This window comes from Marinobacter salinisoli (assembly GCF_017301335.1).
Classification (GTDB): domain Bacteria; phylum Pseudomonadota; class Gammaproteobacteria; order Pseudomonadales; family Oleiphilaceae; genus Marinobacter; species Marinobacter salinisoli.
Genome location: NZ_CP071247.1, coordinates 3663118 through 3687374, shown reverse-complemented (window position 1 = coordinate 3687374; position 24257 = coordinate 3663118). Strand labels below are relative to the sequence as shown.

Annotated in this window: 27 protein-coding genes; 10 read left to right on the top strand and 17 right to left on the bottom strand. The window is 57.7% G+C overall.

Annotated elements, in window-relative coordinates; all coding sequences use genetic code 11:
- Positions 1-43: 43 nt before the first annotated feature.
- Positions 44-349: a hypothetical protein gene (locus LPB19_RS16900; protein ID WP_206644042.1), complete on the bottom strand. Its 306-nt coding sequence runs from the start codon at positions 347-349 to the stop codon at positions 44-46.
- A 245-nt stretch (positions 350-594) separates the two neighbouring features.
- Here LPB19_RS16900 and LPB19_RS16895 point away from each other — a divergent pair, with 245 nt between their 5' ends.
- On the top strand, positions 595-1050 hold the full coding sequence (locus LPB19_RS16895) for a metallophosphoesterase family protein (RefSeq protein WP_206644041.1): 456 nt from the start codon (positions 595-597) through the stop codon (positions 1048-1050).
- 59 nt (positions 1051-1109) lie between these two features.
- On the opposite strand, the gene LPB19_RS16890 is transcribed toward LPB19_RS16895, so the two are convergent.
- Complete coding sequence (locus LPB19_RS16890) at positions 1110-1634, bottom strand: c-type cytochrome (RefSeq protein ID WP_228289153.1); 525 nt, start codon at positions 1632-1634, stop codon at positions 1110-1112.
- A gap of 424 nt (positions 1635-2058) precedes the next feature.
- Positions 2059-2805 (bottom strand): NYN domain-containing protein, encoded by a 747-nt coding sequence (locus tag LPB19_RS16885; RefSeq protein WP_206644040.1) that lies wholly within the window; start codon positions 2803-2805, stop codon positions 2059-2061.
- A gap of 113 nt (positions 2806-2918) precedes the next feature.
- Here LPB19_RS16885 and LPB19_RS16880 point away from each other — a divergent pair, with 113 nt between their 5' ends.
- The 3 genes from LPB19_RS16880 (at position 2919) to trxC (ending at position 5430) form a co-directional block, all read left to right on the top strand.
- On the top strand, positions 2919-3353 hold the full coding sequence (locus tag LPB19_RS16880; protein ID WP_206644039.1) for an SRPBCC family protein: 435 nt from the start codon (positions 2919-2921) through the stop codon (positions 3351-3353).
- A 142-nt stretch (positions 3354-3495) separates the two neighbouring features.
- Positions 3496-4908, top strand: coding sequence for an SLC13 family permease (locus LPB19_RS16875; RefSeq protein ID WP_206645835.1), 1413 nt, complete (start codon positions 3496-3498; stop codon positions 4906-4908).
- 81 nt (positions 4909-4989) lie between these two features.
- Positions 4990-5430 carry a thioredoxin TrxC gene (gene trxC / locus LPB19_RS16870; protein WP_206644038.1) on the top strand — a complete coding sequence of 147 codons (441 nt, stop codon included), beginning with the start codon at positions 4990-4992 and terminating at the stop codon, positions 5428-5430.
- On the opposite strand, the gene LPB19_RS16865 is transcribed toward trxC, so the two are convergent.
- The 3 genes from LPB19_RS16865 to LPB19_RS16855 form a co-directional block, all read right to left on the bottom strand.
- Positions 5400-6017, bottom strand: coding sequence for a DUF938 domain-containing protein (locus LPB19_RS16865; protein ID WP_206644037.1), 618 nt, complete (start codon positions 6015-6017; stop codon positions 5400-5402). The two genes, trxC and LPB19_RS16865, sit on opposite strands and share 31 nt — an antisense overlap.
- Positions 6018-6041: 24 nt before the next feature.
- Positions 6042-6227, bottom strand: coding sequence for a hypothetical protein (locus tag LPB19_RS16860; RefSeq protein ID WP_206644036.1), 186 nt, complete (start codon positions 6225-6227; stop codon positions 6042-6044).
- A 214-nt stretch (positions 6228-6441) separates the two neighbouring features.
- Positions 6442-6648 (bottom strand): cold-shock protein, encoded by a 207-nt coding sequence (locus tag LPB19_RS16855; protein ID WP_206644035.1) that lies wholly within the window; start codon positions 6646-6648, stop codon positions 6442-6444.
- Between the two features lie 430 nt (positions 6649-7078).
- Between LPB19_RS16855 and LPB19_RS16850 the strand changes: the two genes are divergently transcribed.
- The gene (locus LPB19_RS16850; RefSeq protein ID WP_206644034.1) at positions 7079-8650 is read left to right on the top strand and encodes an inorganic phosphate transporter; all 1572 of its coding nucleotides are present in this window, start codon (positions 7079-7081) and stop codon (positions 8648-8650) included.
- A 21-nt stretch (positions 8651-8671) separates the two neighbouring features.
- Here the strand turns inward: LPB19_RS16850 and LPB19_RS16845 are convergent, their stop codons facing one another.
- From LPB19_RS16845 to LPB19_RS16820, 6 genes are all read right to left on the bottom strand, one after another.
- A complete protein-coding gene (locus tag LPB19_RS16845; protein WP_206644033.1) occupies positions 8672-8944 on the bottom strand; it encodes a hypothetical protein in 273 nt (90 codons plus the stop codon).
- A gap of 44 nt (positions 8945-8988) precedes the next feature.
- Complete coding sequence (locus LPB19_RS16840; protein WP_206644032.1) at positions 8989-10797, bottom strand: Na/Pi cotransporter family protein; 1809 nt, start codon at positions 10795-10797, stop codon at positions 8989-8991.
- A gap of 100 nt (positions 10798-10897) precedes the next feature.
- Positions 10898-12310: a cardiolipin synthase gene (gene cls, locus LPB19_RS16835; RefSeq protein WP_206644031.1), complete on the bottom strand. Its 1413-nt coding sequence runs from the start codon at positions 12308-12310 to the stop codon at positions 10898-10900.
- A 119-nt stretch (positions 12311-12429) separates the two neighbouring features.
- Positions 12430-13023 carry an NUDIX hydrolase gene (locus LPB19_RS16830; protein ID WP_228289152.1) on the bottom strand — a complete coding sequence of 198 codons (594 nt, stop codon included), beginning with the start codon at positions 13021-13023 and terminating at the stop codon, positions 12430-12432.
- 8 nt (positions 13024-13031) lie between these two features.
- Positions 13032-13700, bottom strand: coding sequence for a glutathione S-transferase family protein (locus LPB19_RS16825; protein ID WP_206644030.1), 669 nt, complete (start codon positions 13698-13700; stop codon positions 13032-13034).
- A 123-nt stretch (positions 13701-13823) separates the two neighbouring features.
- On the bottom strand, positions 13824-14786 hold the full coding sequence (locus tag LPB19_RS16820) for a DUF6635 family protein (RefSeq protein ID WP_206644029.1): 963 nt from the start codon (positions 14784-14786) through the stop codon (positions 13824-13826).
- Positions 14787-14875: 89 nt separating this feature from the next.
- On the opposite strand from LPB19_RS16820, the gene LPB19_RS16815 reads away from it, so the two are divergent.
- Both LPB19_RS16815 and LPB19_RS16810 read left to right on the top strand, forming a co-directional pair.
- A complete protein-coding gene (locus LPB19_RS16815; RefSeq protein ID WP_206644028.1) occupies positions 14876-15235 on the top strand; it encodes a rhodanese-like domain-containing protein in 360 nt (119 codons plus the stop codon).
- 342 nt (positions 15236-15577) lie between these two features.
- Positions 15578-16270: a PEP-CTERM sorting domain-containing protein gene (locus LPB19_RS16810; RefSeq protein ID WP_228289151.1), complete on the top strand. Its 693-nt coding sequence runs from the start codon at positions 15578-15580 to the stop codon at positions 16268-16270.
- 106 nt (positions 16271-16376) lie between these two features.
- Here the strand turns inward: LPB19_RS16810 and LPB19_RS16805 are convergent, their stop codons facing one another.
- Both LPB19_RS16805 and LPB19_RS16800 read right to left on the bottom strand, forming a co-directional pair.
- The gene (locus tag LPB19_RS16805; RefSeq protein ID WP_206644026.1) at positions 16377-17270 is read right to left on the bottom strand and encodes a patatin-like phospholipase family protein; all 894 of its coding nucleotides are present in this window, start codon (positions 17268-17270) and stop codon (positions 16377-16379) included.
- A 58-nt stretch (positions 17271-17328) separates the two neighbouring features.
- Positions 17329-17532, bottom strand: a complete 204-nt coding sequence (locus LPB19_RS16800) for a hypothetical protein (RefSeq protein WP_206644025.1) — start codon at positions 17530-17532, stop codon at positions 17329-17331.
- 185 nt (positions 17533-17717) lie between these two features.
- Here LPB19_RS16800 and LPB19_RS16795 point away from each other — a divergent pair, with 185 nt between their 5' ends.
- A complete protein-coding gene (locus LPB19_RS16795) occupies positions 17718-17900 on the top strand; it encodes a hypothetical protein (protein WP_206644024.1) in 183 nt (60 codons plus the stop codon).
- Positions 17901-18040: 140 nt separating this feature from the next.
- Positions 18041-19345 carry an MFS transporter gene (locus LPB19_RS16790; RefSeq protein WP_206644023.1) on the top strand — a complete coding sequence of 435 codons (1305 nt, stop codon included), beginning with the start codon at positions 18041-18043 and terminating at the stop codon, positions 19343-19345.
- On the opposite strand, the gene ltaE is transcribed toward LPB19_RS16790, so the two are convergent.
- On the bottom strand, positions 19333-20343 hold the full coding sequence (gene ltaE, locus LPB19_RS16785; RefSeq protein ID WP_206644022.1) for a low-specificity L-threonine aldolase: 1011 nt from the start codon (positions 20341-20343) through the stop codon (positions 19333-19335). The genes LPB19_RS16790 and ltaE overlap by 13 nt on opposite strands.
- Positions 20344-20418: 75 nt before the next feature.
- On the opposite strand from ltaE, the gene LPB19_RS16780 reads away from it, so the two are divergent.
- A complete protein-coding gene (locus tag LPB19_RS16780; protein ID WP_206644021.1) occupies positions 20419-20874 on the top strand; it encodes a GatB/YqeY domain-containing protein in 456 nt (151 codons plus the stop codon).
- A 93-nt stretch (positions 20875-20967) separates the two neighbouring features.
- Here LPB19_RS16780 and LPB19_RS16775 read toward each other — a convergent pair whose 3' ends face one another.
- Together LPB19_RS16775 and LPB19_RS16770 are read right to left on the bottom strand one after the other, a co-directional pair.
- Positions 20968-23280, bottom strand: a complete 2313-nt coding sequence (locus tag LPB19_RS16775; RefSeq protein ID WP_206644020.1) for a TerB family tellurite resistance protein — start codon at positions 23278-23280, stop codon at positions 20968-20970.
- Positions 23281-23380: 100 nt separating this feature from the next.
- Positions 23381-24232: a hypothetical protein gene (locus LPB19_RS16770; RefSeq protein WP_206644019.1), complete on the bottom strand. Its 852-nt coding sequence runs from the start codon at positions 24230-24232 to the stop codon at positions 23381-23383.
- Between the last annotated feature and the right edge of the window lie 25 nt (positions 24233-24257).

The following is a 24257-nucleotide window of genomic DNA, read 5'->3' as shown; positions in this document are numbered from 1 at the left end:
GGGATGAAGGGGCGCGAGCAAACCAGGCTCCGCCCCTGTCAGGTTACTCGTCCGTGCCTTCGGCCGATGAGGACTCCATACCATCCTCTTTCTTCATATCTGAGTGGTCGCCCGAGTCCGAGCCATCTTCTTCCTCCATGCCCGCTGCATCGGGGGAATTGTATTTGGACTTTTCGGCATCCTGCTCAAATTCGCCGTTTTGATTTTCGGGCTGGGCATGCTTGTCCATATCCTGCTCGCCCACGTCCTTATTGTCGTCGCCATGATGTGAGGCGGCCAAAGCGGCGGAACCCAGGCTGACGGCAGGTGTGACAAGGGCATAAAAGACGAGAGCACGTAGCTTTTTCATGTCGTTCTCCTTCGGATGAGATGGTTCCGGCGGATAAAGCGTTCAGTAACCGCGCTTCGTGGTAGCTTCTCTAGTTTGGCGTAAGGTTGATAAGGAGACTGCATCGGCAACAAATGCTGAGGTCCGGACAACTTGTTTGCGCTAGGCTTCGAAAGCCGTACTTATCAACACAATCTAACTGTAGTCGAACGCGCGCCTCGTTGTTGGATTCTCGCTTCGAGGAACAGGCACGCTCAGGTATACGTATGAATATCGGCGTTATCGCAGACACCCACAGCAAAATGCGCCCCGAAGCCCTGGAGGCACTGAGCGGCTCGGAACTGATCCTGCACGCCGGTGACGTGGGGAAAGATGATGTCCTGGACGCGCTGGAGGCCATCGCGCCGGTGATCGCGATTCGTGGCAATATCGATAAAACCGGCCGTGCGGCGGCGCTGCCCGATGTGCAGAAACTGGCGTTTCTCGGCCACGCGTTCTACATGCTTCACGATGTCAAAACCCTCGACATAGATCCGCAAGGCCGTTACCGCGTGGTGATTGCCGGCCATTCTCATAAACCCCGCAACGAGTGGGTCGGCGACGTTCTTTACTTCAATCCCGGTGGGGCGGGGCCCCGGCGCTTCACTCTGCCCATTACGGTAGGACGGCTGACAGTGAACGAAAATGGTGTTGCGGGTGACATCATCGAACTGCCGGTTTGATCAAATCAGCCTGCCGATTCCGTTCTGACCCTGGTCTTGAGTCTTGGCTAACCAGCGGCTCAGTGCGAATGTTCACCGAGCAGATAGTGAACCAGCGCATTCAGGCTTTCCTCCGACATTCGCCAGCGTGGCATTGTATCGTGCAGAGGTTCACCATCGGGGCCAACGCCGTTCACGATGGCCTTTTTGAGCGAGGATTCGTCATAGGAGGCATGGTCGTGGCCGTCGTTGTGCTCTTGCTCTAATGCCCCATGGGTTAAAGCCGGAGCCACGACCCAGAATCGCGGCCACATGATGGCACCGCCTTCTTTGTCGGCACCGTGGCAAGTGGCGCAGCTTCCGCCATGCATCTGCATGTGATGGTGCCCACCAACCGGGATGATCCGTTCACCGGAGCTCGAGGTGCCGGTGAAATAGAGGCGCTCTCCTTCACTGCTGAACCTTGAGGGAATGTCTTCAACGCCAAAGTGGCCGTGGTTGGCGTCCATACACCCTGAAAGCCCCAGAGAAACAGCGGCAAGTACCCCGACATTCCTGATCCAATTGTGTTTCACCGTTTCCGCCGCCTCCATTGCCCATGACATGTTTCATCCGCCAGTTCTTCGTATCGTAACTCTGGCTTGGTCGTGATAGCGAGCCGAAGAGGTGAATCGGGAAGATCTGGTATCTGAGCGAGTCACGGCGACTGACTGGCGGGCGCCAATATCCTGATGCATCCTGACCGACTCTTCCGGCGCCGACTGCCACCAGTCCAGTTCTACCGGATTGCGGATGCCTCGCTTATCGAACCAGCGTCACAGGCCCAAGGGGATGCAGAAACGCAGGTTAGCCCCAAAACGTCGGTGCAGCTGTCGATATCTGCCCCCATGAAAGTGGGGGGTTCGCGGCAAGTGCGGCGAGGCGGTCACGATCGATGGTCATGGTTCAGGCTCGCTTGCGACGGATCTTTTCCGGTAAAGCCGGCTGCCCGATCCTTACAGCCATCTTATCTAGGGAAATCGAACCGACCTATTTCTCCGGACTTTTGATGTAGAAAACGTTCTTGTCCCGCGTGCTCATCTCGAATAATTCACTGGCCCGAATGAGATCACTGAGCTTTTTATACCCGTAGTTCACCGGGGAGAAGGAGCTGTTGTTGGAGATGTACTGACCCACTTTGCCCAGGTGCGCCCAGCCATCGTCATCAGCGGTTTGTTCCACGGCCGTTCTGAGTGTCCTTACCAGGACGGTGTCGCCGCGCAATTGGTTGCGCGCCCACTTGGTTTCGACGGTGGCCTTCGGAGTAGCGCCATCGCTGATGCCATCCGGTTCGTCGCTGTCTGCGCGCAGGTTTTCTGTGTAGATGAACTGAGAGCAGGCATTAACAAACGGCATGGGAGTTTTGCGCTCGCCGAAGCCAAAGACCGGCAGGCCGGCTTCGAGAATACGCATGACCAGCGGCGTGAAATCGGAATCGCTGGTCATGAGTGCAAAGGCATCGACGTTTCCGCTGTAGAGTAAATCCATGGCGTCGATGATCATTGAGGCGTCGGTGGCGTTTTTGCCCGTGGTGTAGGCAAATTGCTGGACGGGCCGGATGGCATTTGCATGAAGCTTTTCAATCCAGCCACCCAGTTGCGGCCCGTTCCAGTTGCCGTGGGCATGTCGCACGTTTACCGCGCCGTACTTGGCAAGCTCCTGGAGCACCCCTTCGATGGATTGGTGGCTGACATTGTCACAGTCAATCAGCAGGGCAATTTTGTAGTTGTTGTTCATCTTCCTTGAGCTTTCCTTTTTAAGAAACTGAGGCGGCACTGTAACATGCTTCACAGGTGCGATTGTTCAGGGGCTGGCCCAGCCTGCAATCGGAAACGAGTTAAGGGGAGCGTATGTTTCGCATTCATGTCGAGCAGGTTCTTGCCAAAGATATCGACGCGGTGTTTCAGGCCATCTCCGATCACGCCCGCTATGACCGGTTCCCGGGCGTCGACAAGTCGCTGCTGGTCGAAGAGGGCAACGAGGAGCGAAATGGCGAAGGCGCGCTGCGGATTATCGGTGCCGGCCGGTTGGAGTTAACCGAGCGCATTACCCGGTTCCAGCGGCCGAACCGGATGGACTACCGCATCGAACAATCGAGTCCGCTCCCGGTCCGGCATACCCGAGGGGAGATCCTGTTGCGGCCTGAGGGCGATCGAACCCGGGTGACCTGGATTTCCGAAGGGCACGTGACGGTTCCGTTGCTCGGCCGGGTGCTGGACAGGGTGGCTGAGCGCAGCTTCACCAAGGCCTTTCGTTCGCTGCTCAAGGCAATTGAGCGGCTGTAGGCCGGGGCGTTTTTGCCTGACCAACGGTCCAGCGCTATTGTGCTCTGACTCTTAAATAGACTCGCTGCCGGCCAGCAGCAGGTTGTATGACAGGGAGGTTGTTGTGAGTAATCGCGATTCCGAGCGCCCATCCCGGGTTCGAATGATCGGTCTTATTCTGGGCCCACTGTTCCTGCTGATTACTCTGGCCCTTCCGGCACCCGAGGGCATGATGCCGCAAGCCTGGGCGGCACTCGGGTTGATGTTGCTGATGGCGGCTTGGTGGGCCACCGAGGCCATTCCCATTCCGGCCACGGCCTTGGTGCCGATTGTCCTGATTCCGGCGCTCGGGCTGGGGGACGTTCAGAGTGCCACCGCCCCCTATGCCCACCCCATAATCTTCCTGTTCCTGGGCGGTTTTACCCTGGGCCTGGCGATGCAGCGCTGGGACCTGCACCGGCGCATCGCGCTGCTTATCCTCAAGCGCGTGGGTTACCAGCCGCGCCGTCAGATCGCAGGTTTTATGATCGCCACGGCCTTCCTGAGTATGTGGGTGAGCAATACCGCCACCTCCATCATGATGCTGCCGATTGCGCTCTCGGTGATCGCCATGGTGGATTCGTCCAACGAGGAGGGGGTGCGTCGATACGCCACGGCGTTGCTTCTGGCCATTGCCTACTCGGCCAGCGTTGGCGGCATTGCCACGTTGATTGGCACACCGCCCAATGCCTTGCTGGCGGCTTACCTGAGCGAACACCAGGGTATCTCCGTCGGCTTCGCCCAATGGATGCTGCTGGGTGTTCCGGTCTCTGTGGTGATGCTGGTTTTGATCTGGGGCTGGCTCAGTCGTCGGGATTTCGGGCTGGGCCATCAGGCGGGCAGCGTGGACACGATCAGGGACGAACTGGGCAACCTCGGGCCGCTGCAAAAGGGTGAAAAGCTGGTGGCCATGGTGTTTGCCATCACGGCTGCGGCCTGGATATTCCGGCCGCTGCTGGCGGATGGGCTGATGCCCTGGCTCAGTGATACGGGCATTGCCATCGCGGCCGCCATCGCCATGTTCCTGATTCCGGTGAACCTCAGTAGGCGTGAGTTTTTGCTGGAGTGGGCGACGGCGCAACGCATTCCCTGGGGCGTCTTGTTGCTGTTCGGTGGCGGGCTTGCCATGGCGGGGGTGATCAGCAGTTCGGGTCTGGCGGAATGGATTGCGCAGTCGCTGTCAGCGGCGGGGCAGTTGCCGACGGTGGCGATCGTGGTGCTGGTGGTTGGCGTCATTATTTTTCTCACCGAAGTGACCAGCAACACCGCCACGGCGGCGGCGTTTCTGCCTCTGCTGGGAGCCCTCGCGGTGTCTCAGGACATGCCGGTGCTTCTGCTGACGGTGCCGGCGGCCATCGCCGCCAGTTGTGCCTTCATGATGCCGGTGGCGACACCGCCCAATGCCATTGTGTTTGCCAGCGGGCACATGCAGATCTCGGACATGATCCGTGCCGGATTTGTCCTGAATATTCTGGCAATCATCGTGGTGACACTGCTCAGCTATGGCTTGCTGGGCTTTGTCTTTACTCTGCAATGAACGGCAATGAGCCGCGTTGCTTGATTTCTTTGCGTGTGCCCTGATGATTCTCATACTCACGCAATCAGAGGCGAATCCCACATGACTGACATCCGACACCTGGTGTGCCCCCATTGCCACAAAACGAATCGTGTGCCGGTAGAGAAACTATCCGCAGGCGGCAACTGTGGCGCCTGCAAACAGCCCTTATGGCCGGGTAAGGTGCTGGAATTGTCGGAGCAGAACTTTGCGGCTCACACCGGGCGCAGCGATGTGCCGGTGCTGGTGGATTTCTGGGCCAGCTGGTGTGGCCCCTGTAAAGCGATGGCGCCTCAGTTCGAACTGGCGGCCAAAGGCTGGCAGGGCAAAGTGCGCTTCGCCAAGCTGAACACCGAACAGGCCCCGGGGCCGGCCGGTCAGTTTGGCATTCGCAGCATACCCACCCTGATTCTGTTCCAGAACGGCCGCGAAGTGGCACGCCAGAGCGGTGCCATGAATCAGGCGCAGATCAGTCAGTGGTTGCAGTCGAGCGGCATTCGCTGAAACACCAGTAGCCGGTTATTGGCGGGCATCGCGACGTTGTTCGCCAGGGTCAGCCCGGCCGCGTCCGCCAGCTCGCAGAGGTTTTGCAGGTCCCGGATGCCCATATGCGGTGCCCGGGCTCTCAGGTATTGATCAAACTGCCGGTTGCTGTCACTGGAATACTGGCCCCGATCGTTGAACGGGCCGTACAGACAAAAGGCTCCGGACTTTGGCAGGTGTTCACCGATATGGATGAACATCTGTTCGACTTCATGCCACGCCATGATGTGGGCGGTGTTTGCTGAGAATACCCAGGTGAAGGATTCAACGGGCCAGTCGGCAGTACTCACGTCCAGCTCAATCACGGGCAGGATGTTGGGCAGCGAGGCCTGTTCCAGCCTGGGACAGCACAGATCAGCCGCATCCGGATGGTCGGTCGGTTGCCACTGCAGGTGGGGCAGGGCTCTGGCAAAATGCACGGCATGCTGCCCGGTTCCCGTGCCCACCTCCAGCACCGTTCCTGGTGCATCGAAGATTTCACGCAGCCTGGCCAGGATCGGGTCTTTGTTGTTCTCGCACGCTTGAGAAAAGGGTAATTCGGTAGGCATAGGTTTAAATCACAACAAGCCGACTCAATGCCTCGGGTTACTGTTACCAGAAGACGGGTCGTCATCCGATGAGTTGTCGTCCGGAGTGAGGTAGTAATCCTTTTTCTCAAAGGTCGTCAGTTCCGGGTTTTCGGCGTTGTTACTGCGACGGCCCCGGTTAAGCCAATAGGCCAAAGCCACGACGATAATAATCAGTATGATCCACTTCATGCCGGCATTCTCCGCGCAGTGATGACGCCCCTATTGAGGACTGTGTTGGCGGTTTCGTCAACCCGGCGAGTACCGCTTGAGGGGGAGGATAGCCTGGCTCCGGGTGCTACGGGCCCCGCCCGAACATGGCGTCCTGGATCAAGGGTTCTAGAATCAAACTCCACAAAAAAAGGCAGCCAGAGGCTGCCTTTTTTCATCACGTTTTGGCTGTTATTTACAGGCCAATAACGTTTTCTGCCTGCGGGCCTTTCTGGCCCTGGGTCACGGTGAACTCAACTTCCTGGCCTTCGGCCAGAGTTTTGAAACCGCCACCCTGAATTGAGCTGTAGTGAACAAAAACGTCCGGGCCACCTTCACGAGTGATAAAACCAAAACCTTTTGCTTCGTTGAAGAACTTAACGTTGCCTGTAACTGTAGACATAATAAATATCCTGAAATTAATCATCATGGTGCCGTCAAGCGATCGTTGTGATCGTTGATCAGCGATATGCGGGAAATAAAAAAACGGGCAGGATCAAAAACAGGACAAGAGGTGTGTCAACACAAAAGGTCTTATTCGTGAGATGCTTTGCTAAATCGTTTCCAACGAACGAGACAGTACGCTAATTAACCGCCACTGCATAGCAAAGTTTTCAGTTATTTGTTCAAACCCTCCCCATTCGCGAAACGGGGACCTGCTTCCCTTCCAAAAGTGATGCATTTCTTGATTTAGATCATTCGGATGACTCCCTTCGGGCTCTCACGCCCAAAACCTGTGGCTTTGGACTACAGTGTATTGGGCTGTGAAATGGCTACTTTTTCACACCGGCTCGGTGGCTGGCACCAAATACGGACTTGATGGCGGCAGAGTTATGGAATTAGAACAATTAAATGCCATAGAGCGCGCAACCCGTTACGGGCGCGCCGAGGTTTTCCGCTTCGGCCTGGCGGTGTTATTTATCGCAGGGATCATGTTGTATGTCCGCTCCATCGGGGCGGATGCTCCGAACATGGTCATTCTGGTCGCGGCTGCCATGATTGGCGGCTACATGGCGATGAACATCGGGGCTAACGATGTTGCCAATAACGTGGGGCCGGCGGTCGGCTCCAAAGCGCTTACCCTGGCCGGCGCCATCGCGATAGCAGCGATCTTTGAGGCCAGCGGTGCACTGATCGCCGGCGGCGATGTGGTCAGCACCATCAAAAAGGGCATTATCGATCCCGCGCTGATCGGCGATTCCGATACCTTCATCTGGTTGATGATTGCTGCACTGCTTGCCGCGGCGCTCTGGTTGAATGCGGCGACTTACGTCGGTGCGCCGGTTTCCACCACCCATTCCATTGTGGGTGGCGTCATGGGGGCGGGCATCGCAGCCGGTGGTGTGGACATCGTGGATTGGGGCCAGTTCGGCCAGATCGCTGCAAGCTGGGTCATATCACCGGTACTGGGCGGCGCTATCGCCGCACTGACCCTGTACCTGATCAAGCGCCGCATTACCTATCAGCGGGACATCGCCAGCGCTGCCAAATACAACGTGCCGCTGTTCGTCGCCTTCATGGCCTGGGCATTTGCCACGTATCTGGCGATCAAGGGGCTGGGCAAAATCGTCGACATTGGCATGCTGCCAGCGGTGGTGCTGGGTGCGATCATCGGCCTCATTGTCTGGTGGCTGACGAAATGGTTTATCGCCCGTCTCCGAACCGAGGTGGAGAACAGCAAAGCGGGCGTCGATGGTCTGTTTACCTTCCCGCTTATTTTTTCTGCGGCGCTTCTGAGCTTCGCGCACGGGGCCAATGACGTTGCGAACGCGGTTGGCCCGCTGGCCGCAATCAATGAGGCGGTTCTTCAGGGCGGCGTCGCGACGAAGGCCGCGATTCCTACCTGGGTCATGCTGGTGGGCGCGCTCGGGATCGCGCTTGGCCTTGCCTTGTTCGGCCCCAAGCTGATCCGCACCGTCGGTTCTGAGATAACAGAGCTCGACCGCATGCGGGCCTTCTGCATCGCCATGGCGGCGGCGATTACGGTCATCATCGCGAGCCAGCTTGGCCTGCCCGTGAGCTCCACTCACATTGCCATCGGTGGGGTGTTTGGCGTCGGCTTTCTGCGCGAGCACCTGAAAACCACCTACCGCAGGAAAATTGACGAGATTGAGGCACACCATGCCGGACAAGACCGGGCAATCGTAGAGCGCTTGTTGGAGGAGTTCAATGCGGCCTCGTTCGAAGAGAAAGGAAGAATTCTTGAGGATCTTAAACAGAAGAACGGCCATGCTGCGCCGATTTCCAAAAGCGAGCGCAAGGGCCTGAAAAAGGTGTATCGGCAGGAGCTCGTCAAACGCTCGGCGGTGTTCAAGATCGTGGCAGCCTGGTTGATTACGGTACCCTTGTCGGGTGCTCTTGCTGCGGTTCTGTTCTTTACCATCCGCGGGATGCTGCTTCCCTGAGACGTGGGGATAAGGCGCGTTTCAACCGCGCTCGTCCGTGTTGTCAGAGTCGGGTTTGAGCTCTTTGATCAGCTCGCGCAGTTTGGCGAGTTGTGCCTCAACGACGCGCAGGCGAACCTCAGTCTGGGCGGGTGTTTCCTCTGAAGAACCGGAACTGAGCCTGTCCTGGTATTTTGCCTGCTTCTTCTCCAGCGCCTGTTCGAGGCGCTCGAGCTCTTCAAGCTTGGGAGAGTGCCCTCTGTCGTGTTTGCCCAGGGCTTCGTCAAGCTTTGCTACCAAGTCTTTGAACCCCATTTTACCGGTCCCTCCACAGTTGAATATCTGTCATCCCTGGCAAGTCAGCCGGTGACCCCAGCCTGACCTTCATCACTCACTGACAATGCTTCGGTTGTCCGCGCCGCTTCCACATCGAGTGCGGTAAGTAGCTCGCGGGTCGCCGTCAGAATCGCATCGACGGTTTCGCTGGCATAGGCGGAATCGTTGAGAAGCGATGTCGCCATGGCAGAGTCGATGCGTTTCGTACCCAGCAGCCTGGTGACTCGCGCGACCATGGATTCCCGGTCCACCCGGGCACGAACGGCGATTTCGTCAAGCTCAAGTATGGCTGTGCTGGGGTCTTCAAACTGGCCCTCGTAAATGCGATGGGTCTCGCGAAGCACCATCGCCACTCTCAGCCGCAGATCATTGTATTCGTTACGAATGGCGGAATTATGACAGGCCAGGTAGGTCGTAAGGTTCTTGCGCAGGTGTTTAACGTGCTTGATGGCTTCCACCATCTCAGCGGCGGCGTGCTGCAGTCGGTACAGGGATTCGGTGGCACTGGGCGGGGTCATTTGTGCCATCCGGCCGGAAATGAAATCCAGGATGGCGTTGTAGAGTTCTTTGACCCGATGCCGGTAGACGAGATCGATATCAATGTCGATGAGCTCCCGACTGTTGTTGATCATCGACTCCAGATCATCGCTGGCGGAAATGTGTTCTCGGTGCAGGTGCAGGCCGTGGGCGAGGATGACGAAGGCCTGGTCGAACAGGTGCCAGACCTCCCTGCGAACGGCTGCGTTGGCGCTATCGGGAGTATCCATCGCAGCCGGATTCAGGTATTTCGGCCTCGCTACAGCCTCTTCTGGTGGCTCCGGTAACCAGCGCTCCAGCGCGCGGGTCAGCTGGGAGATCACAGGTAACATGACGGCGACACCGAGGCAGTTGAACAGGGTGTGGAACAGGGCCAGCTTGACGGTGTAATCGTCGTCAGCGATGGACATCAGCGCCGACAGGCTGTCGACGGTCCAGCGCAGCGGTTCGATCAGGATCAATGCGATCGCCGCTGTGGTCACGTTGAACAACAGATGGGCGCCCGCCAGACGTTTGCCTGCGACGTTAGCGCCAAGGCCGCCAAGGACAGCGGTTACCGTGGTGCCGATATTGGCGCCGATGGCCAGGGCCAGGGCGTTCTCATAGGTGATCTGGCCTGTGGTAATGCCGGCCAGGGTGAGGGCCAGCGTTGCATGGCTTGATTGCATGATGACCGTCGCGAGAATGCCGAGCCCGGTATACACGATCAGCCCGATTACGCCAGTCATCGCGTATTCTCGCAGGTTCACCGCCGACTGATAGCCTTCGAATCCGTCCTTCATGAACTCGATGCCAAGAAACAGAAACCCGAGGCCAGCCAGAATTGCCCCGGTGGCTTTCAGGGTGCGGGAGCGCTGGAAGTTCATGACAACGCCGAACACCAGCATCGGCAGTGCAAAGGCCGACAGACTCATCTTCATGCCGATGGTGGCGAACAGCCAGGCGCCAGTCGTGGTACCGAGGTTGGCACCAAAAATGATGCCGATGCCGCTGATCAGGGGCAGCAGGCCAGCACTCAGAAAGGAAATGGTGATGACCGATACCAGAGAGCTGGACTGCATGATCGAGGTACTGACAATGCCAAAACCGACGCTTTTGGGGATCGTATCCGTGGTTCCCTGCAACAACCTTTCCAAAAAACCACCGGTGAACTGGCGAAAGCCGTTCTCCAGCGAGAGCATGCCGAACAGGAAGATGGCGACCCCGGCGGCGATCTGCTTGAACTCAGGGCTTGCCCAGAGCGCAAAGGCAAGCAGGCCGAATACTCCGGCGAGGGTAAATTGACGGTAGTTCATGGGCCTTCGTTTACTGTTGTTGTAATAGGTTGGGCACCAGCAAATCAGAGTGTCACATCATCAATATGGCAGGATTTTTATCAGTTATAGCTTTTGTTGTTCACAAAACGGGCGCTGCCAGCCTCGATAGTTTCACACCCAGCCGCCACCAGAGCGGTCGATGTGCGAGGCTGTCGGGGTCGATCGGCTCGGCGTGCGCGAAGTCCTGTTCGAACATCGCTTCCATCTGCGCGGCGAAGCCCTCATCCAAGATCACGGCGGCGACCTCGAAGTTGAGGCGGAAGGACCGGTTATCAAAATTGTGGGTGCCGACACTGGAGACACGATCGTCGATCAGCATGACTTTTTCATGCAGAAATCCGGGCTTATAAGCGTAGAACCGGATGCCGAGCCCGCGCAGTTCCTCGATGTAATGGAATGCCGCCAGATAGACGGGCAGGCTGTCGGGCGTGCCGGTGGTAATGATCCGCACATCGACACCGCGCAGGGCGGCGAGTTGCAGCGCTTTCATGACCGCTTCATCGGGCACGAAGTAGGGGGCAGACAGCCAGATGCGCTTCTGGGCGGCGCTGAGTGCAGAGACAAAAAACAGGCTGGCTTGCTCCACGTGGCCGATGGGGGCAGTGGGCAGTATCATCACCTGCTGATCGGCCCCGGTAGCCGGTGTCGCTTCCCATTCCAGTTCCGGCAGTTCCCGGGTGGCCCAATACCAGTCCCAGAGGCTTGTCAGCTGAACCTGGATCGCCGCCGGCCCTTCAATTTTCACGTGGGTGTCGCGCCAGGGGCTGAAGTCCGGGTCCAGTCCGAGGTATTCATCCCCCACATTGTGGCCGCCTACCCAGGCGACGCGACCGTCGACCACCACCATTTTCCGGTGGTTGCGGAAATTGAGCTGGAACCGGTTTCGCCAGCCCTGATTGGGTTTGAATGAGCTGACTTCAATTCCGGCGGCGCGCAAATCGTCCACGTAGCTGTCTGGTAACCCGGAGCTGCCAACCTCGTCGTACAGCACCAGAACTTTAACGCCAGCGCGCGCCCGTTCCGTCAGGGCATCCTTGACCCGCGTGCCCAGACCGTCGTCGTGGATCATGTAGAACTGGAACAGAATATACCGTTCCGCCTGGGCGATGCCCTTAAGAATGCTGTCGAAGGTGGCCTCGCCATTGATCAGCAGTTCCACCGAATTGCCTCGAACCAGGCCAAATTCGGCCAGTTTGTGGACGGCGTTGTACCAGGACGGCGCCTCGCTCCTCGGAGTTGTCCATGGTGTCAGCAGCTCGCGATAGCCATCAATGATCGGGTCGACTTCATCGGCGCGCTCTTCATACGCCTCCACCATGCCCCCGAACTGGTTCCGGCCGAACACCGCGTATGCCGGCACGGCGATAAAGGGCATGGTCACCAGTGAGACCGTCCAGGCCACCGCACCGGTTGACGTGCGTGTGGTCAGCGCAGCATGCATCGCCATGATGATCCCCATGACGTAAAAGCCGGTGACTAGCAGTCCAATCATGCCTTTTCTCGTAAGTCTCAACGTATTGAGTCCGTCCGTGGCGGTGGGCTGGTTGCTTTGCGAGGCCTGCCTTAAAAGGTAGCTGAAAAGCGCCGGAAGGCCACCTGACGGGCAGGGAGCTAGGGCAGGCCCTGCGCGAGCAACTCCTGCACCATGCTGTAACTCAGACCCCAGATGCAGTAATCCTGGTACCGGCAACAGGGCATGTTCAACGTGCCCAACGGCGTGCGCCAGGGCCGCCTGCCCTGGTTCTCCTCGGCGGCCAGGAAGTCGAGGGGCACCCAGACCAGGTGCTCAACCTCGTGGTTGAGCGTCACGGCTTTCGGGCCTTTCCATTCGTAGAGGTAGGGGGTGACGACCATTGGTCGCCAGCGGCTATGGTGGCGGGTTATCAAGTCGGAAAGGCGGGCCCGGAAACGGCCATGGCGACCCAGGTCGAGGCCGGTCTCTTCCAGGGTTTCCCGTTCGGCGGTGGCCCGGGGGCTGGCGTCTTCCGGTTGCATGCGGCCGCCTGGGAAGGCCATATCCCCGGACCAGGGATCGCCTTCCCGCCGGGCGCGCTGGATAAACAGCAGCTGTGTGCCGCTGTTATCCGTCCGCCGGTAGATCAGCGCCACGGCGGCCCGGGTCATGCGACGCCGGAACGGGATCTCCCGGGGTCTCAGGCTCCAGCGGTTTGAGGGTGCGGAACGGTGTCCTCTATTGCCTGCCAAGCCGCTGCTCAGGCGAAGTCATAGTCGCCGCCTTTTTCCAGGGCCCGTTGGTAGGCAGGTCTGGCGTGCACCTTCTCTACCCAGGCGGTGATGCTCGGTCGGCTGGTGCCGACGATACCCCGTGCGACGGAGGCCTCCAGCGGGAAGCTCATCTGGACATCAGCGGCGCTCAGGTTATCCCCCAGAAACCAGGTGTTTCTGGCCAAGTGGGCTTCGACGAAATCCAGGTGGGTTTTGATCATTGGGCCAATGAATACCTGGTTGGTTTTGTCGGCAATGCCTTTCGCTACCGGCTTGATGAAGAATGGCATCGGGCTGGTTTTCACCTTTTCGAACACCAGACGCATCACCAGTGGGGGCATCAGGGAGCCTTCGGCGTAATGCAGCCAGTAGGTGTAATCCAGCCACGCCTGACCGCCGTTGGGGGGCAGCATGGTGTCTTTGCCGTAAGTGTGGGCCAGGTACTCGATGATGGCGCCGGATTCGGCCACCACCAGGTCGCCGTCGGTGATCACCGGCGACTTGCCGAGCGGGTGAATCTTCTTGAGGCTGTCAGGGGCCAGCATGGTTTTGGGATCACGTTCGTAACGCTGAATCTCGTAGGGCACCCCCAGCTCCTCCAGCATCCAGAGCACGCGTTGCGAGCGGGAATTGTTGAGGTGATGAACGGTAATCATGCAGAACTCCTTGTGCATCAAAAGAATGGGCAGGGTAGCAGAGTAGGGTGCAAATGATTGTTTGGTTCACTTTCCGTGTGTTGTGGGTCGCTTTTTTGGAACAAAAGCATGAGCCTGGGCTCCCTAGAGCAAGCCTGATCGAATCAAGTCAAAGGTGTCCAGAATCCGGGCGACGAACTGGTCTTTCGGGCGGAAGCTGGTCCGGGTGCGGTCCGCGAAGTCCCTTTGCAGGTGATCCAGCAGCTTGTGCAGACGCCGGCGATGCAAGCCAACGACCGCCTGCACCGGATCGAAGATCATGCCCGACAGGGCCGCAAACGCCGACAGCGTCCCCATTACGACCAGCAGTGCGCCGGCGGTGGTTGCCACTGATGGTTCGGGAGGGAACCAGCTGTAGTACCAGGTGCCGATGGTTTCACCCAGGATGAAGTCCCGCGCGGCCAGGGCCTTGGCTAGCATCGCCGCCAGCACCATGCCAATGCCAATTCCGCCGGGGGTGAACTTCTGGAAGGCAAACGCACCGAGCACGGTGCAGGAAATGCTGTTGGTAATATCGGCCGAGGCGGTGCGGGTCACCCGGTACTGGCTGAGAGCGTCCGAGATCAGTGGTTCAATGGTTGTGGTGAACGCCCGATGATCAACCGGCTCGCGGCAATGGCGGGCATAAACCGCCTCCAGCGCTTCAATCAGATGACGCTCCAGCAACGAGCCTTGCGCACCGTTGTTCAGCAGGTCCATCAGAATCAGGTCCGAGATGTGCTGCTGTACCGTGGTGGTGAATCCGGCCGGCACCCGATCGGCCAAGCTATGCAGCCAACCCAGCCGGCGTCGGCCCTGCGTCAGTAATTTTAACAGGCATGCCAGTGCGAAAAAGGGTGCCCAGAGCAGATTTGCCGGTGCCTTGAGCATGTCCCAGCCCAGTGCTTTCCGGTTGGTGGCGATGGCGCCGGGGTAGCGGAAATGCCGGTCGATGAACCCTGGAATCCGTGCCCGGCAGTCGTCGAAATAGCGTTCGACCCCTGTGCCAATGGCCTGCGTGATTTCGGCGTTCGGGATGGTTTGCGGGGGTGGCGTAACAACGGGCATAGTGGCGCGTATCTACAGCAAATGAGTGGCGGGTGTATTAAACCGTAATCCAGATAGACCGGCCATAAGGCAAACAGGAGTAACGAATCATGAATCTGAAAACCCTGCAGGAAATCGTTGCAGAAACCAAGGCTTCTGTGCATTGCTTGACACCCCAGGCGGCCAGAGAGCTGCTGGCCAATAACGCTGATGCCCTTGTCATCGATGTGCGTGAGCCGGGTGAAGTGGCTGAGAAACGTGTCGCCGGCACCATCAATATTCCGCGCGGCGTGCTGGAAATGAAAATTACTGAGCACACCACCGATCCGGACCGGCCCATCCTCCTGCACTGTGCCACCGGTGGCCGGGCAGCGCTGGCCGCAGCATCTCTCGAACGCATGGGTTTTAACAGCGTCAGTGTGATTGATTGCAGCTGCGATGACCTGATCGCCCATCTGGGGGACGCTTGAGATTCGGTCAGTGTGCCAACGGTTGAGGTGTGTCGAAATATTAAACAGATGGTAGCGGCCTGACGTAGATGGCGTGTGTCGACGACTGATAAGGGAATGATTTAGCGACATAAAAAAATGTCGGTTTATGGCTGGTGCAAAACTTGCTTCTGGTAGCCGTGAGGTGGAATGACAACAAGAATCGAAATTTCACCGCGATAAACGAATTCGAAGGCCGCGCACGGCTAAGAAGTTTCGACTTCTCTGTGAAGCAAGAAAAAGGACAGCGCAATGCAACAACTCAAAAGAGCCTTAGCCTTAAGCTCCTTACTCGCGTTGGGGGCGACGTCAGCAAACGCGACCATGATCATTTTCGATGGCAACAACGGCGGTACACCGAAAATGGGCATCGTTGAGACGGCAACCGCCGCGAATTCGGGTAACCCGGATCGCTACGGCATGGTGTTAGAATTCAATGACTTTGATGTGTACGGTGGGCGCTCGGTCGGTGATAATTTGAACACTGGGTCCTTTCTTCGGGGAGACATACTCCTTACGACCGTCGATCAGGATTTGAGCCCCAATCACGGCGGCCTGGGTGTCTGTTCAGAGAGCCCTACCTGCGCGGGTGATTCGGATAGCTTTTCATCAAACTTTGGCAGTGATCCCGGGAAAGATGAAGTCCTGTTTTTCGACTTCATGTCCGCAGTGACGGTGGATACCTTCTGGCTGAACGGGGATCACAGAGAGACGGTAGACGGGGTCCTTGGCGGAGACATCAAGAACTCTGCGAATGCCCTGTTCAATGTTTACGTAAGTTCCGACAAATCCACGTACATGAACATCTTCCCCGATCAGGTTCAGCCTACTGACCTGGAATACATTGCTACCGGTCAGACCATGTCTTACCAGTACTGGGCAATTGCGGCGTCGGGCTGGGATCCGCACAGCAGCTACGTTGAAGCCATCTCCTATGTGCCCGAGCCAGCGGCGCTTTCACTGCTTGGTCTTGGCCTGCTTGGTTTGAGCGTCAGGCGTCGGCGGAGCAAGGCGTAAGCCGATCTCGGTCTGAAACACCTTTGTTAGAGTTGAGGCTGCCCCACCGGGGCAGCCTTTTTTGTTGCCAACCCAAGCGGCGTTGTCGTCTGGGTATCTGTTTGGTTCAGCTTCGATGACGGACCGCCAGAGCGTGGCGCTTCAGATCTTTGATGATTTCAGGCACCTTGAGCGGCAGCAGGTCCCGGGCGGTTTTCAGCAGGTTGATGAGGAGATTCATCCGTTTGTGCCAGAGCAGCCGCCCAACTCGGTTCTTCATCGGGTAATAGCCTTCCATGCACAGCTCGTCCACGCATTTGGCGTTGTTGGTCTGGCTGTATCGGCTCAGGTCCAGCGGTACCGCGATATCTGCCTTTTTCAATTGTTTGCGCGTATTGAAGTCAATGCCGATGTTGATGGCGTTGCTGATCACATCGAAGGTGTCTTTCGGTTTCGGGTAGCGGCTGACATGGCTCAGGTCCACGGCCACGGTAATACCGGCGCCCATGCGCTTCAGTGGCGAAATCGGCACATTCTCAACCAGCCCGCCGTCCACCAGAATCCGGCCGTCGATCTCCACCGGCACATACAGGCCCGGCACGGCCATGGACGCACAAACGGCATCCGCCAGGTTCCCCTTGCGGAAGATCAGCTGTTCTCCGGTTTCGATATCCGTGGCGCAGATAGCGAGGGGAATATGGGCGTCTTCGATGCGGCAATCCCCGAGATCCCGCTGGATCATTTCCCGGATCGGTTGGGTGCTGAACAGGCCGCCGCGCTCCAGGGTGAATTTGGTGATCTTGGAAAGGTTCAGTGTGGAGCCAATGGACAGGATGGAGTCGATCGGGCGTCCGAAGGCGTAGTAGCTGGCCACCAATGCCCCGGAGCTGGTGCCGGCGATGCAGTGAATCGGGATCTGTTCTTCTTCGAAGGCTTTCAGCACCCCTATGTGAGCGATGCCCCGCGCTGCACCGCCGCCAAGGGCCAGGCCGATTCGGGTATTAAAGGGATTGAACTTCATGTACCGGCGCCTGCTGTGTTGTGAAAGGGGAATCCGAACGAGCGATTCTAAATGATTGCTACAGGTCGACAAACCTTGGAACCAGCATCAGCCCAACGCCCACGGCGATCATTGTGTAGACATTGGTCATCAGGTAAGGGTACAGAATCAGCGCAAAGCCGCTCCAGCGTGCGGCCATGTTTGACTGTCGTCGGCCGTAAACCAGGTAGCCAATGCCAACGGCGCTGAAAACCAGCCCCGATACCAGTAATGCGGTGTCCATAGCGGGTAATTCCAGTTCGTTGCCCGTATGCTGGATAGGCTGCTTCGAGACGCACCGGAATTCAAGGAATTAGGCCGCAGAATGCACGAAACCGGGCGCCGTTCACAGTGACGCCGTTTTGACGGCGAACCGGGGGCGTTTTACGGTATGAACGTGTTCCGGCTGACGTTAGGGAGAGATTGGCCATGGGTACATTGCTGACGATTCTTGCGGTGCTGTTCATTGCTCTGATCGTAATTATTCCGCTGCTGGAAAAATACGCGGCCAGGGGCGGCGAGCCGAAGAACTATGGCCATCTCACGCGCTGGTTTATTCCGCTGATGATGCTGATTCTGGTGTTGCAGTTCTTGCGGCACGTTTTCGGCTGAAGCACATGGCATCCATGTCATAGCTTGAGGCGGCCACCTCTCAGGCTGAGCTTCTTCATTGCCGCGTATTTGAAGCCAGCGGGCACAGCTTCTAGGCTCGGGGAACTGGTTGTTAAATACTCAGCCCCGGAGACGATACCGTGAAGTCGGTCTCAAGCCTCGGATTTGCCCTGTTTGGAGCGGCGCTGACCGCGATCAGTTATGGCCTGGCACGCTTTGCCTTCGGTCTGTTCGTGCCGCCGATCCGAAGCGAACTGGAACTGACGCCCCGCCTGATCGGTATTATTGGCTCGCTGCCACTTATCAGTTTCCTGCTGGCCTCGCTGGTCGCGCCGTGGGTGGCGATTCGTCTGGGTGCCCGCAACGCTGCGGTTATATCCGGTAGCTTTGGCGTTGCAGGACTGGTGCTGATCAGTCAGTCCACCGGTGCCTTGTCTCTCGGCGTGGGCGTCTTCGCTTGCGGCATCTGCACTGGCCTGATGATGCCGGCATTGACGGCGGCCATGCAGGTGCTGGTGGACCGCTCGGTGCACGGACGGGTCAGCTCGATCATGAACGCCGGCACCAGCGTGGGGGTCGCCCTGGCGGTGCCTGCGGTGTTGTTCCTCGCCGGCATCTGGCGTTCCGCCTACATGGCGTTTGCCGCCCTGGCTGTGGTTGGGGTAATCGCCGCCTGGTTTGTGATTCCTTCCGTGTCGCGGGTGACGCCATCCGATGCCGCCCCGCCAAAGCCGATCAGTGCCCTGCAGTGGTGGCGCCTCCTCAGGCTGTCCTTGTTTGCCTTCGCCATGGGATTTGTGTCGGCCCCATTCTGGATATTCGCGCCTGATCTTGTCGTCAATCTCGGCGGCTTGCCCGGCAGTGAGACCGGTTGGCTCTGGCTCGCCGTGGGTATTGCCGGGCTGGGCGGCGCTGTGGTGGCCGACCTTGCAGATCGCAACAATCCCCCGATCACCCAGGCGCTGATGCTGATGATGCTGGCGGCAAGCCTGGCCCTGCTGGCGGCGAGTCCGGGACAGATTGTGCTGGCGGCGTTCTCGGCACTGGTGTTTGGCCTGGCTTACATGAGCCTGACCGGGCTGTACCTGATGACGGGCATACGGCTGTTACCCGGCCGGCTATCCATGGGCCCCGTTCTGCCGTTCATGGCGGTGTCGCTGGGGCAGGCGTCGGGCTCGCCGCTCGTGGGGCTGCTGGTGGACAACCTTGGGTATAGCACTGCGTTTGCGGCCTTTTCCGTCTTCGGCATCGTGGTGGCGCTGTTGTCACCACTGTATCCGCACTACATCGACTTCGGCACCGAGGAGCCTGAGGACGAGGAAACCGGCCTGCAGGCGGCGTACGACTACCAGCTCCAGGATGAAGAAGGCGAACCGTACACCTACGACACCGAGGACAGCGAAAGCGCTTCGAGCGATAACACGCCGCTGACTCAGGCCAGATAGAACCGTCGAACGCCATCCAGCAGCCGCTCGACATCCTGCCGGCTTACATCCAGGTGCGTCACCAGGCGGATCGGATCGCCCGCCGTGATCAGGATGTCCTGTTTGGCGAGGTAGTCACGCAGTTGCGCGGATTTGCCGGACTTGCATCGGGCGTAGACGATGTTGGTCTGGGTGCTGGCTGGGTTGACCTCCAGTTGCGGCAGCTCGCTCAGGGCGTTGCTCAGGTACCGGGCGTTGTCGTGGTCCTCGTGCAGCCGGAGCGGCCCCTGTTCCAGGGCGATTTGCGCGGCCGCCGCCAGAATCCCCGCTTGCCGCATACCGCCGCCCACCATCTTGCGAAGCCGGGTCGCCCGATCGATAAAACTCCGTGAACCGAGCAGCAAAGACCCGACGGGCGCGCCCAAGCCTTTCGACAGGCACACGCTGACCGAATCGTAGTGCCGGGTTATCTCTGTCACGTCACAGTTGGAGTTCACGGCGGCATTGAATACCCGGGCGCCATCCAGATGCAGCAGCAATCCGTGTTCGTCGCAGAAGGCGCGGGCCTCGCGCTGGTAGTCGAGGGACAGCACTTTGCCGCCAATGGTGTTTTCCAGTGAGAGCAGGCGAGTCACCGCAAAGTGAAAGTCGTTGGCCTTGATGGCGGCGCGGGCTTTATCCAGGCAAATGCTGCCATCCGTTTCGTTCTCGATCGGCTGAGGTTGCACACTGCCAAGCACAGCCGCACCACCGCCTTCATAGCGGTAGTTGTGCGCCGACTGGCCGCACAGGTATTCGTCGCCCCGGCCACAGTGGCTCATGATCGCCAGCAGGTTGGCCTGGGTGCCGGTGGCGGTAAAGAGTGCCGCTTCAAAACCAAAGCGTTCGGCTGCGAAGGCTTGCAGGCCGTTCACGGTAGGGTCATCACCGTAAACATCATCGCCTACCTCGGCGCGTGCCATGGCGTCGCGCATTTCCCGGGATGGCCGGGTGACTGTGTCACTGCGGAAATCGATCATGAGAGTACTGCCTTGTAATTAATCTGGTTTGCGGCATTCTACAGGGCACTGAATCGACAGAATAGGAGACCCATCATGGCGGATTCATCACTCAAGGAACAACTGAACAGCGCGGTAAAGGATGCAATGCGCAACAAGGAAAAAGAGCGTCTGGTGACGCTGCGCATGGCCCAGGCCGCGGTTAAGCAGATCGAGATCGATGAGCGCCGTGAGCTGGGCGACGAAGACGTGCTGAAAGTTCTGGACAAGATGCTCAAGCAGCGTCGCGATGCGGCCAGTCAGTACGACGACGCCGGCCGTCAGGAGCTGGCGGATAAGGAACGGGCGGAAATGGCCATTATCGAGGAATTCATGCCCGCGGCCCTGGGCGATGACGAGCTGGAGACGTTGATTCGGGCCGCCATCAGCGCTACCGACGCCCAGGGAATGCAGGACATGGGGCGTGTGATGAATGAGCTGCGGCCTCAGGTCACGGGCCGCGTTGATATGGGCCAGTTGAGTGGGAAAGTTAAAGCCGCTTTAGTCGGTTAATGGCGCACCTCGGGCGTTAATGCTCGGCGGCAAACATGCCCGGTCGCGCCGCTCATGAATTTGTGTTGATGCCCGGGCGGCAGTTGTGCGCAATTATACCCCACATGTAGCTAGTTCTTTTTCGACATTCCGATGGAGTGCGGATACAATTTTTTCCACGGCTTTGCGCTCAGATTCTTGGAACACTCCGTCGGCGTAAGCGATCGCCACCGTTAATTGAATTGTAAGTCTGCTTAATTTGTCTTTTCTCCGAAGTGGTGCGAGCACCTTTAAGACCTCTTTCTGGCGATGATCAGCATCTCCACTACGCCACAGATCGGTCTGATTAAGCATGTCTTCCATCCCTGTCTCGATTTGGAAATCCAGAATATTATGCTCGGCCAATTTGCCTAGGGTGTTACGAAAAACTTCGCGCTCCGTATCGTCCACTAGGCCATCTGCAATCGCTGTCGCTGCGGCTGCGGTTACAAGGGCGCTACGCAATTCATCTCGTTGCAATTTGCCAGCTTCGATTCGTAACGCTTGGCGGTGATTGTCAATAAAGCGGGAAATTCGCTGTGTGGGGGAACTGTAGCGGCTGGTACGGAACCAGTGGGGAACTAGCAAACCATTCAATAAGCCAGCCGCGAGACACTGTGAAAGAAGTTCAAACACGTCTAGGAGGCTGTATACTGGGGGGGTGCCTGGAGGCTGTCCTTGGGGGGGCGATTTCGTTGCATTGCCTTCGAAGATAAAGAGGCCATACATGGCCATAAAAGTGATGCATCCGGCTAAAATCATAATGACTGCTAATAGAGTACCGTCTGCGATGCGTTGCTGGATGGTTGACCATTTCTGCCAGTCGATATCGCATACGAAGGCGACTCCGAAACCCATTGCAAAAGAGAGGAAGAGATAGGGGTAGGACCAGAATAGGTTTCTAAGTAGCTCTTCAAAAGCCTCGTCGTAGGTGCCACCTTCAAATGTGTAACGGGTGAAGCGTAATGCTGAAATGACCAGAAGGCTTGCGGCAACGGCCAATAAACCGGAAGCTAGATAACCGGCCCAAGGCCTTCGATGGGTTGCCTCAATGTCGGCGAATCGCCAATGCTCTTTAGGATAGATCCCTATAAATGCTGATGCTCCGTAGTTGGCAGCCATTAAAAAGCCAAGAAAGACAACCTCACCAATAGTTTCTCCTTTGGTAGCAAACTGGGTAAGCGTAAGTGATAACCCCATAAATGTCAGCATCATCAAAGCGATCAAGTTTAATAGCTGCGACGCGTTAAGGTTTTCCCGACCATCGTCTGCCAACTCAAACCCAAGTTCCTCAATCGCCTGATGTCGGGCATTTACACCTGTCTCGGAGTCAAGGACGGCATTGGCCGCGAGGCGGCATAGTTTCATGAACAGGTCTCGGCTGTCGCTGATTAACGTCTCACGAAAATCATGTTCAATTTGCTGCAATTTGCCGTCCATTTCGTGTACCCGCCGATAATAGGCAGCAAGGCGTGCACTCAAGGTTGCGAAATGCATTCTTAAGGCTTCGTAGTCACTCTCGCGGCTTAAAATAAACCGCTGATAGCGAGGTTTATCGTCGCTATGCCATCCTTTTATCTCCAAGAGAAGGGAGTATATAGCTGCCCACGTGAAGGCTGGCGAGCGACGATCTTTAAGATCATCTTCATTAAGCTGGATATCAAAAGATCGCGCCTTTCGTTCGATGTCTTCGTGCTTTGTGGGAAAGATATAATATGGAGCTCGGTACATCCGATGGGCAAGTTTCACCGCATGTCCCGGTATTTCTGCCAAATCCCAGAAAATCTGCAGTAGGCGCTGGTCGACTTTCTTTAACATGGGAAAATTTGGAAGTAACGTGGTAAAGATAAGCGCAGTTGTAATTGGGCTACGATATAACTCTCGCTTCTCTTCAATGGACTCAGCTCCACTCGGAATGTAATTGACACTGGCGTTGCCAACGAATTCTGATGAAACCGGAGTAGTTACACTTAAACTGTCCCCAACTTCTCTCTCCAGCGCCTCAATCGCTTTTTGAAAGGTTTCTGGTGTTGTTTGAGTGACCCCGCTAGATCCGCCGCTTGTTCCTTCTCCAAGCGCTGAGATTAGCCTGTCGAAAAACTCTGGAGAAACTTGAGCCGCCCCACTAGTGCCGTTCCCTGGTATTTGACCAAGATTTGAGACAACCTTGTCGTAGATTTCTGGCGCAATTTGAGCAATAACAGTAATAAGCCAGTAAACGCTCAGAAGTGCTGCGGCGTATAAGGCAAAGCAAGCAACGAATCTAAGGCGGGTGGTTGAGCAACGGTTTGACTGGGGGGTGTTATAGCGACCGTAGGCGTGCATTGCGACAAAAAGAGCTCCAAAGGCAAACTCTATAAACAGCCCAGTAGAATAATGGCCTAGCATGAGAGATTCTCCTTTTTATTTCGCTCAAAGATAGTACTGGGGCACCTTACATTCCATGTGAGGTGGTAGATTCACCGTGTTCTCTTGATTATGGTTTTCGCTACCAGTCAAGCTTGATGCACGCATAAATAGCATCCCCCAAACGCAGATCCACGGTGCCTGCCTCCAGATCCTGATATCGAACGCGGGTATCGATGCTCGCGCCAATGCCCACAACCACCGCCGGCCAGCTTTGTTTTCGATCGCTGACCCGGTAACTCAGTTCGGTTCTCCACTCGCGCAGGTAAAGCGCGCTTTCGAGTTCCCGGGTTGCATCGAGCGTGGCCCAGCGGTCACCCTCACGCGCCACCTGAAAGGCCCAGCGGTTGCCCGGGCCTTGCCAACGCAGCAAAACGGGCAGATCCACCAGCCAGTGGCCGGCCCTGCTGGTATCTTCCCAGCGCAGTCTGGGCAGCCAGCGGAAGGACCCGAAGCGATGATCGCCGCCGATCCCCAGGCTCACAGGCGGGTGCCGACCGACGGACCGAAACAGGGCAATTCGCCCGTTGATCACGTCGCTGTGAAAGTCGCGGTATTTGAACATATTGGAGGTGCCGGCGACGCCAGCCCGGGCCTCCACGCGAAAGCGTCGGTGCTGCCACTGGCCGCCGACCATGAGCCGGTGCAGGTGGCCGTTGTGTGCGGGAGCACCGGTGCGAATGCGCAGCGGTTGGTAGTCGTAGTCAAAGCCGATATCTCCGGAAGGCGCCTGACGGCGCCAGCCCAGCAGGCGTTGGGTGCGGCTGACATCAGAAGCCGAGGGCGCCTGCTCAGGCCAGGCATAGGGCTGCCATTGTCGGTACCCCAGGTAGAAACCGCTCGCGGCTTTGGCGGTGCAGGTCTGGGCCGTGGCGGCAATCAGCAGTGCCACCACAGAAAATTGCCGCAGTTGCCTCCAGCCTGTGAATTGCATGGTCTTTGCCCTACGCTTGTAGCCA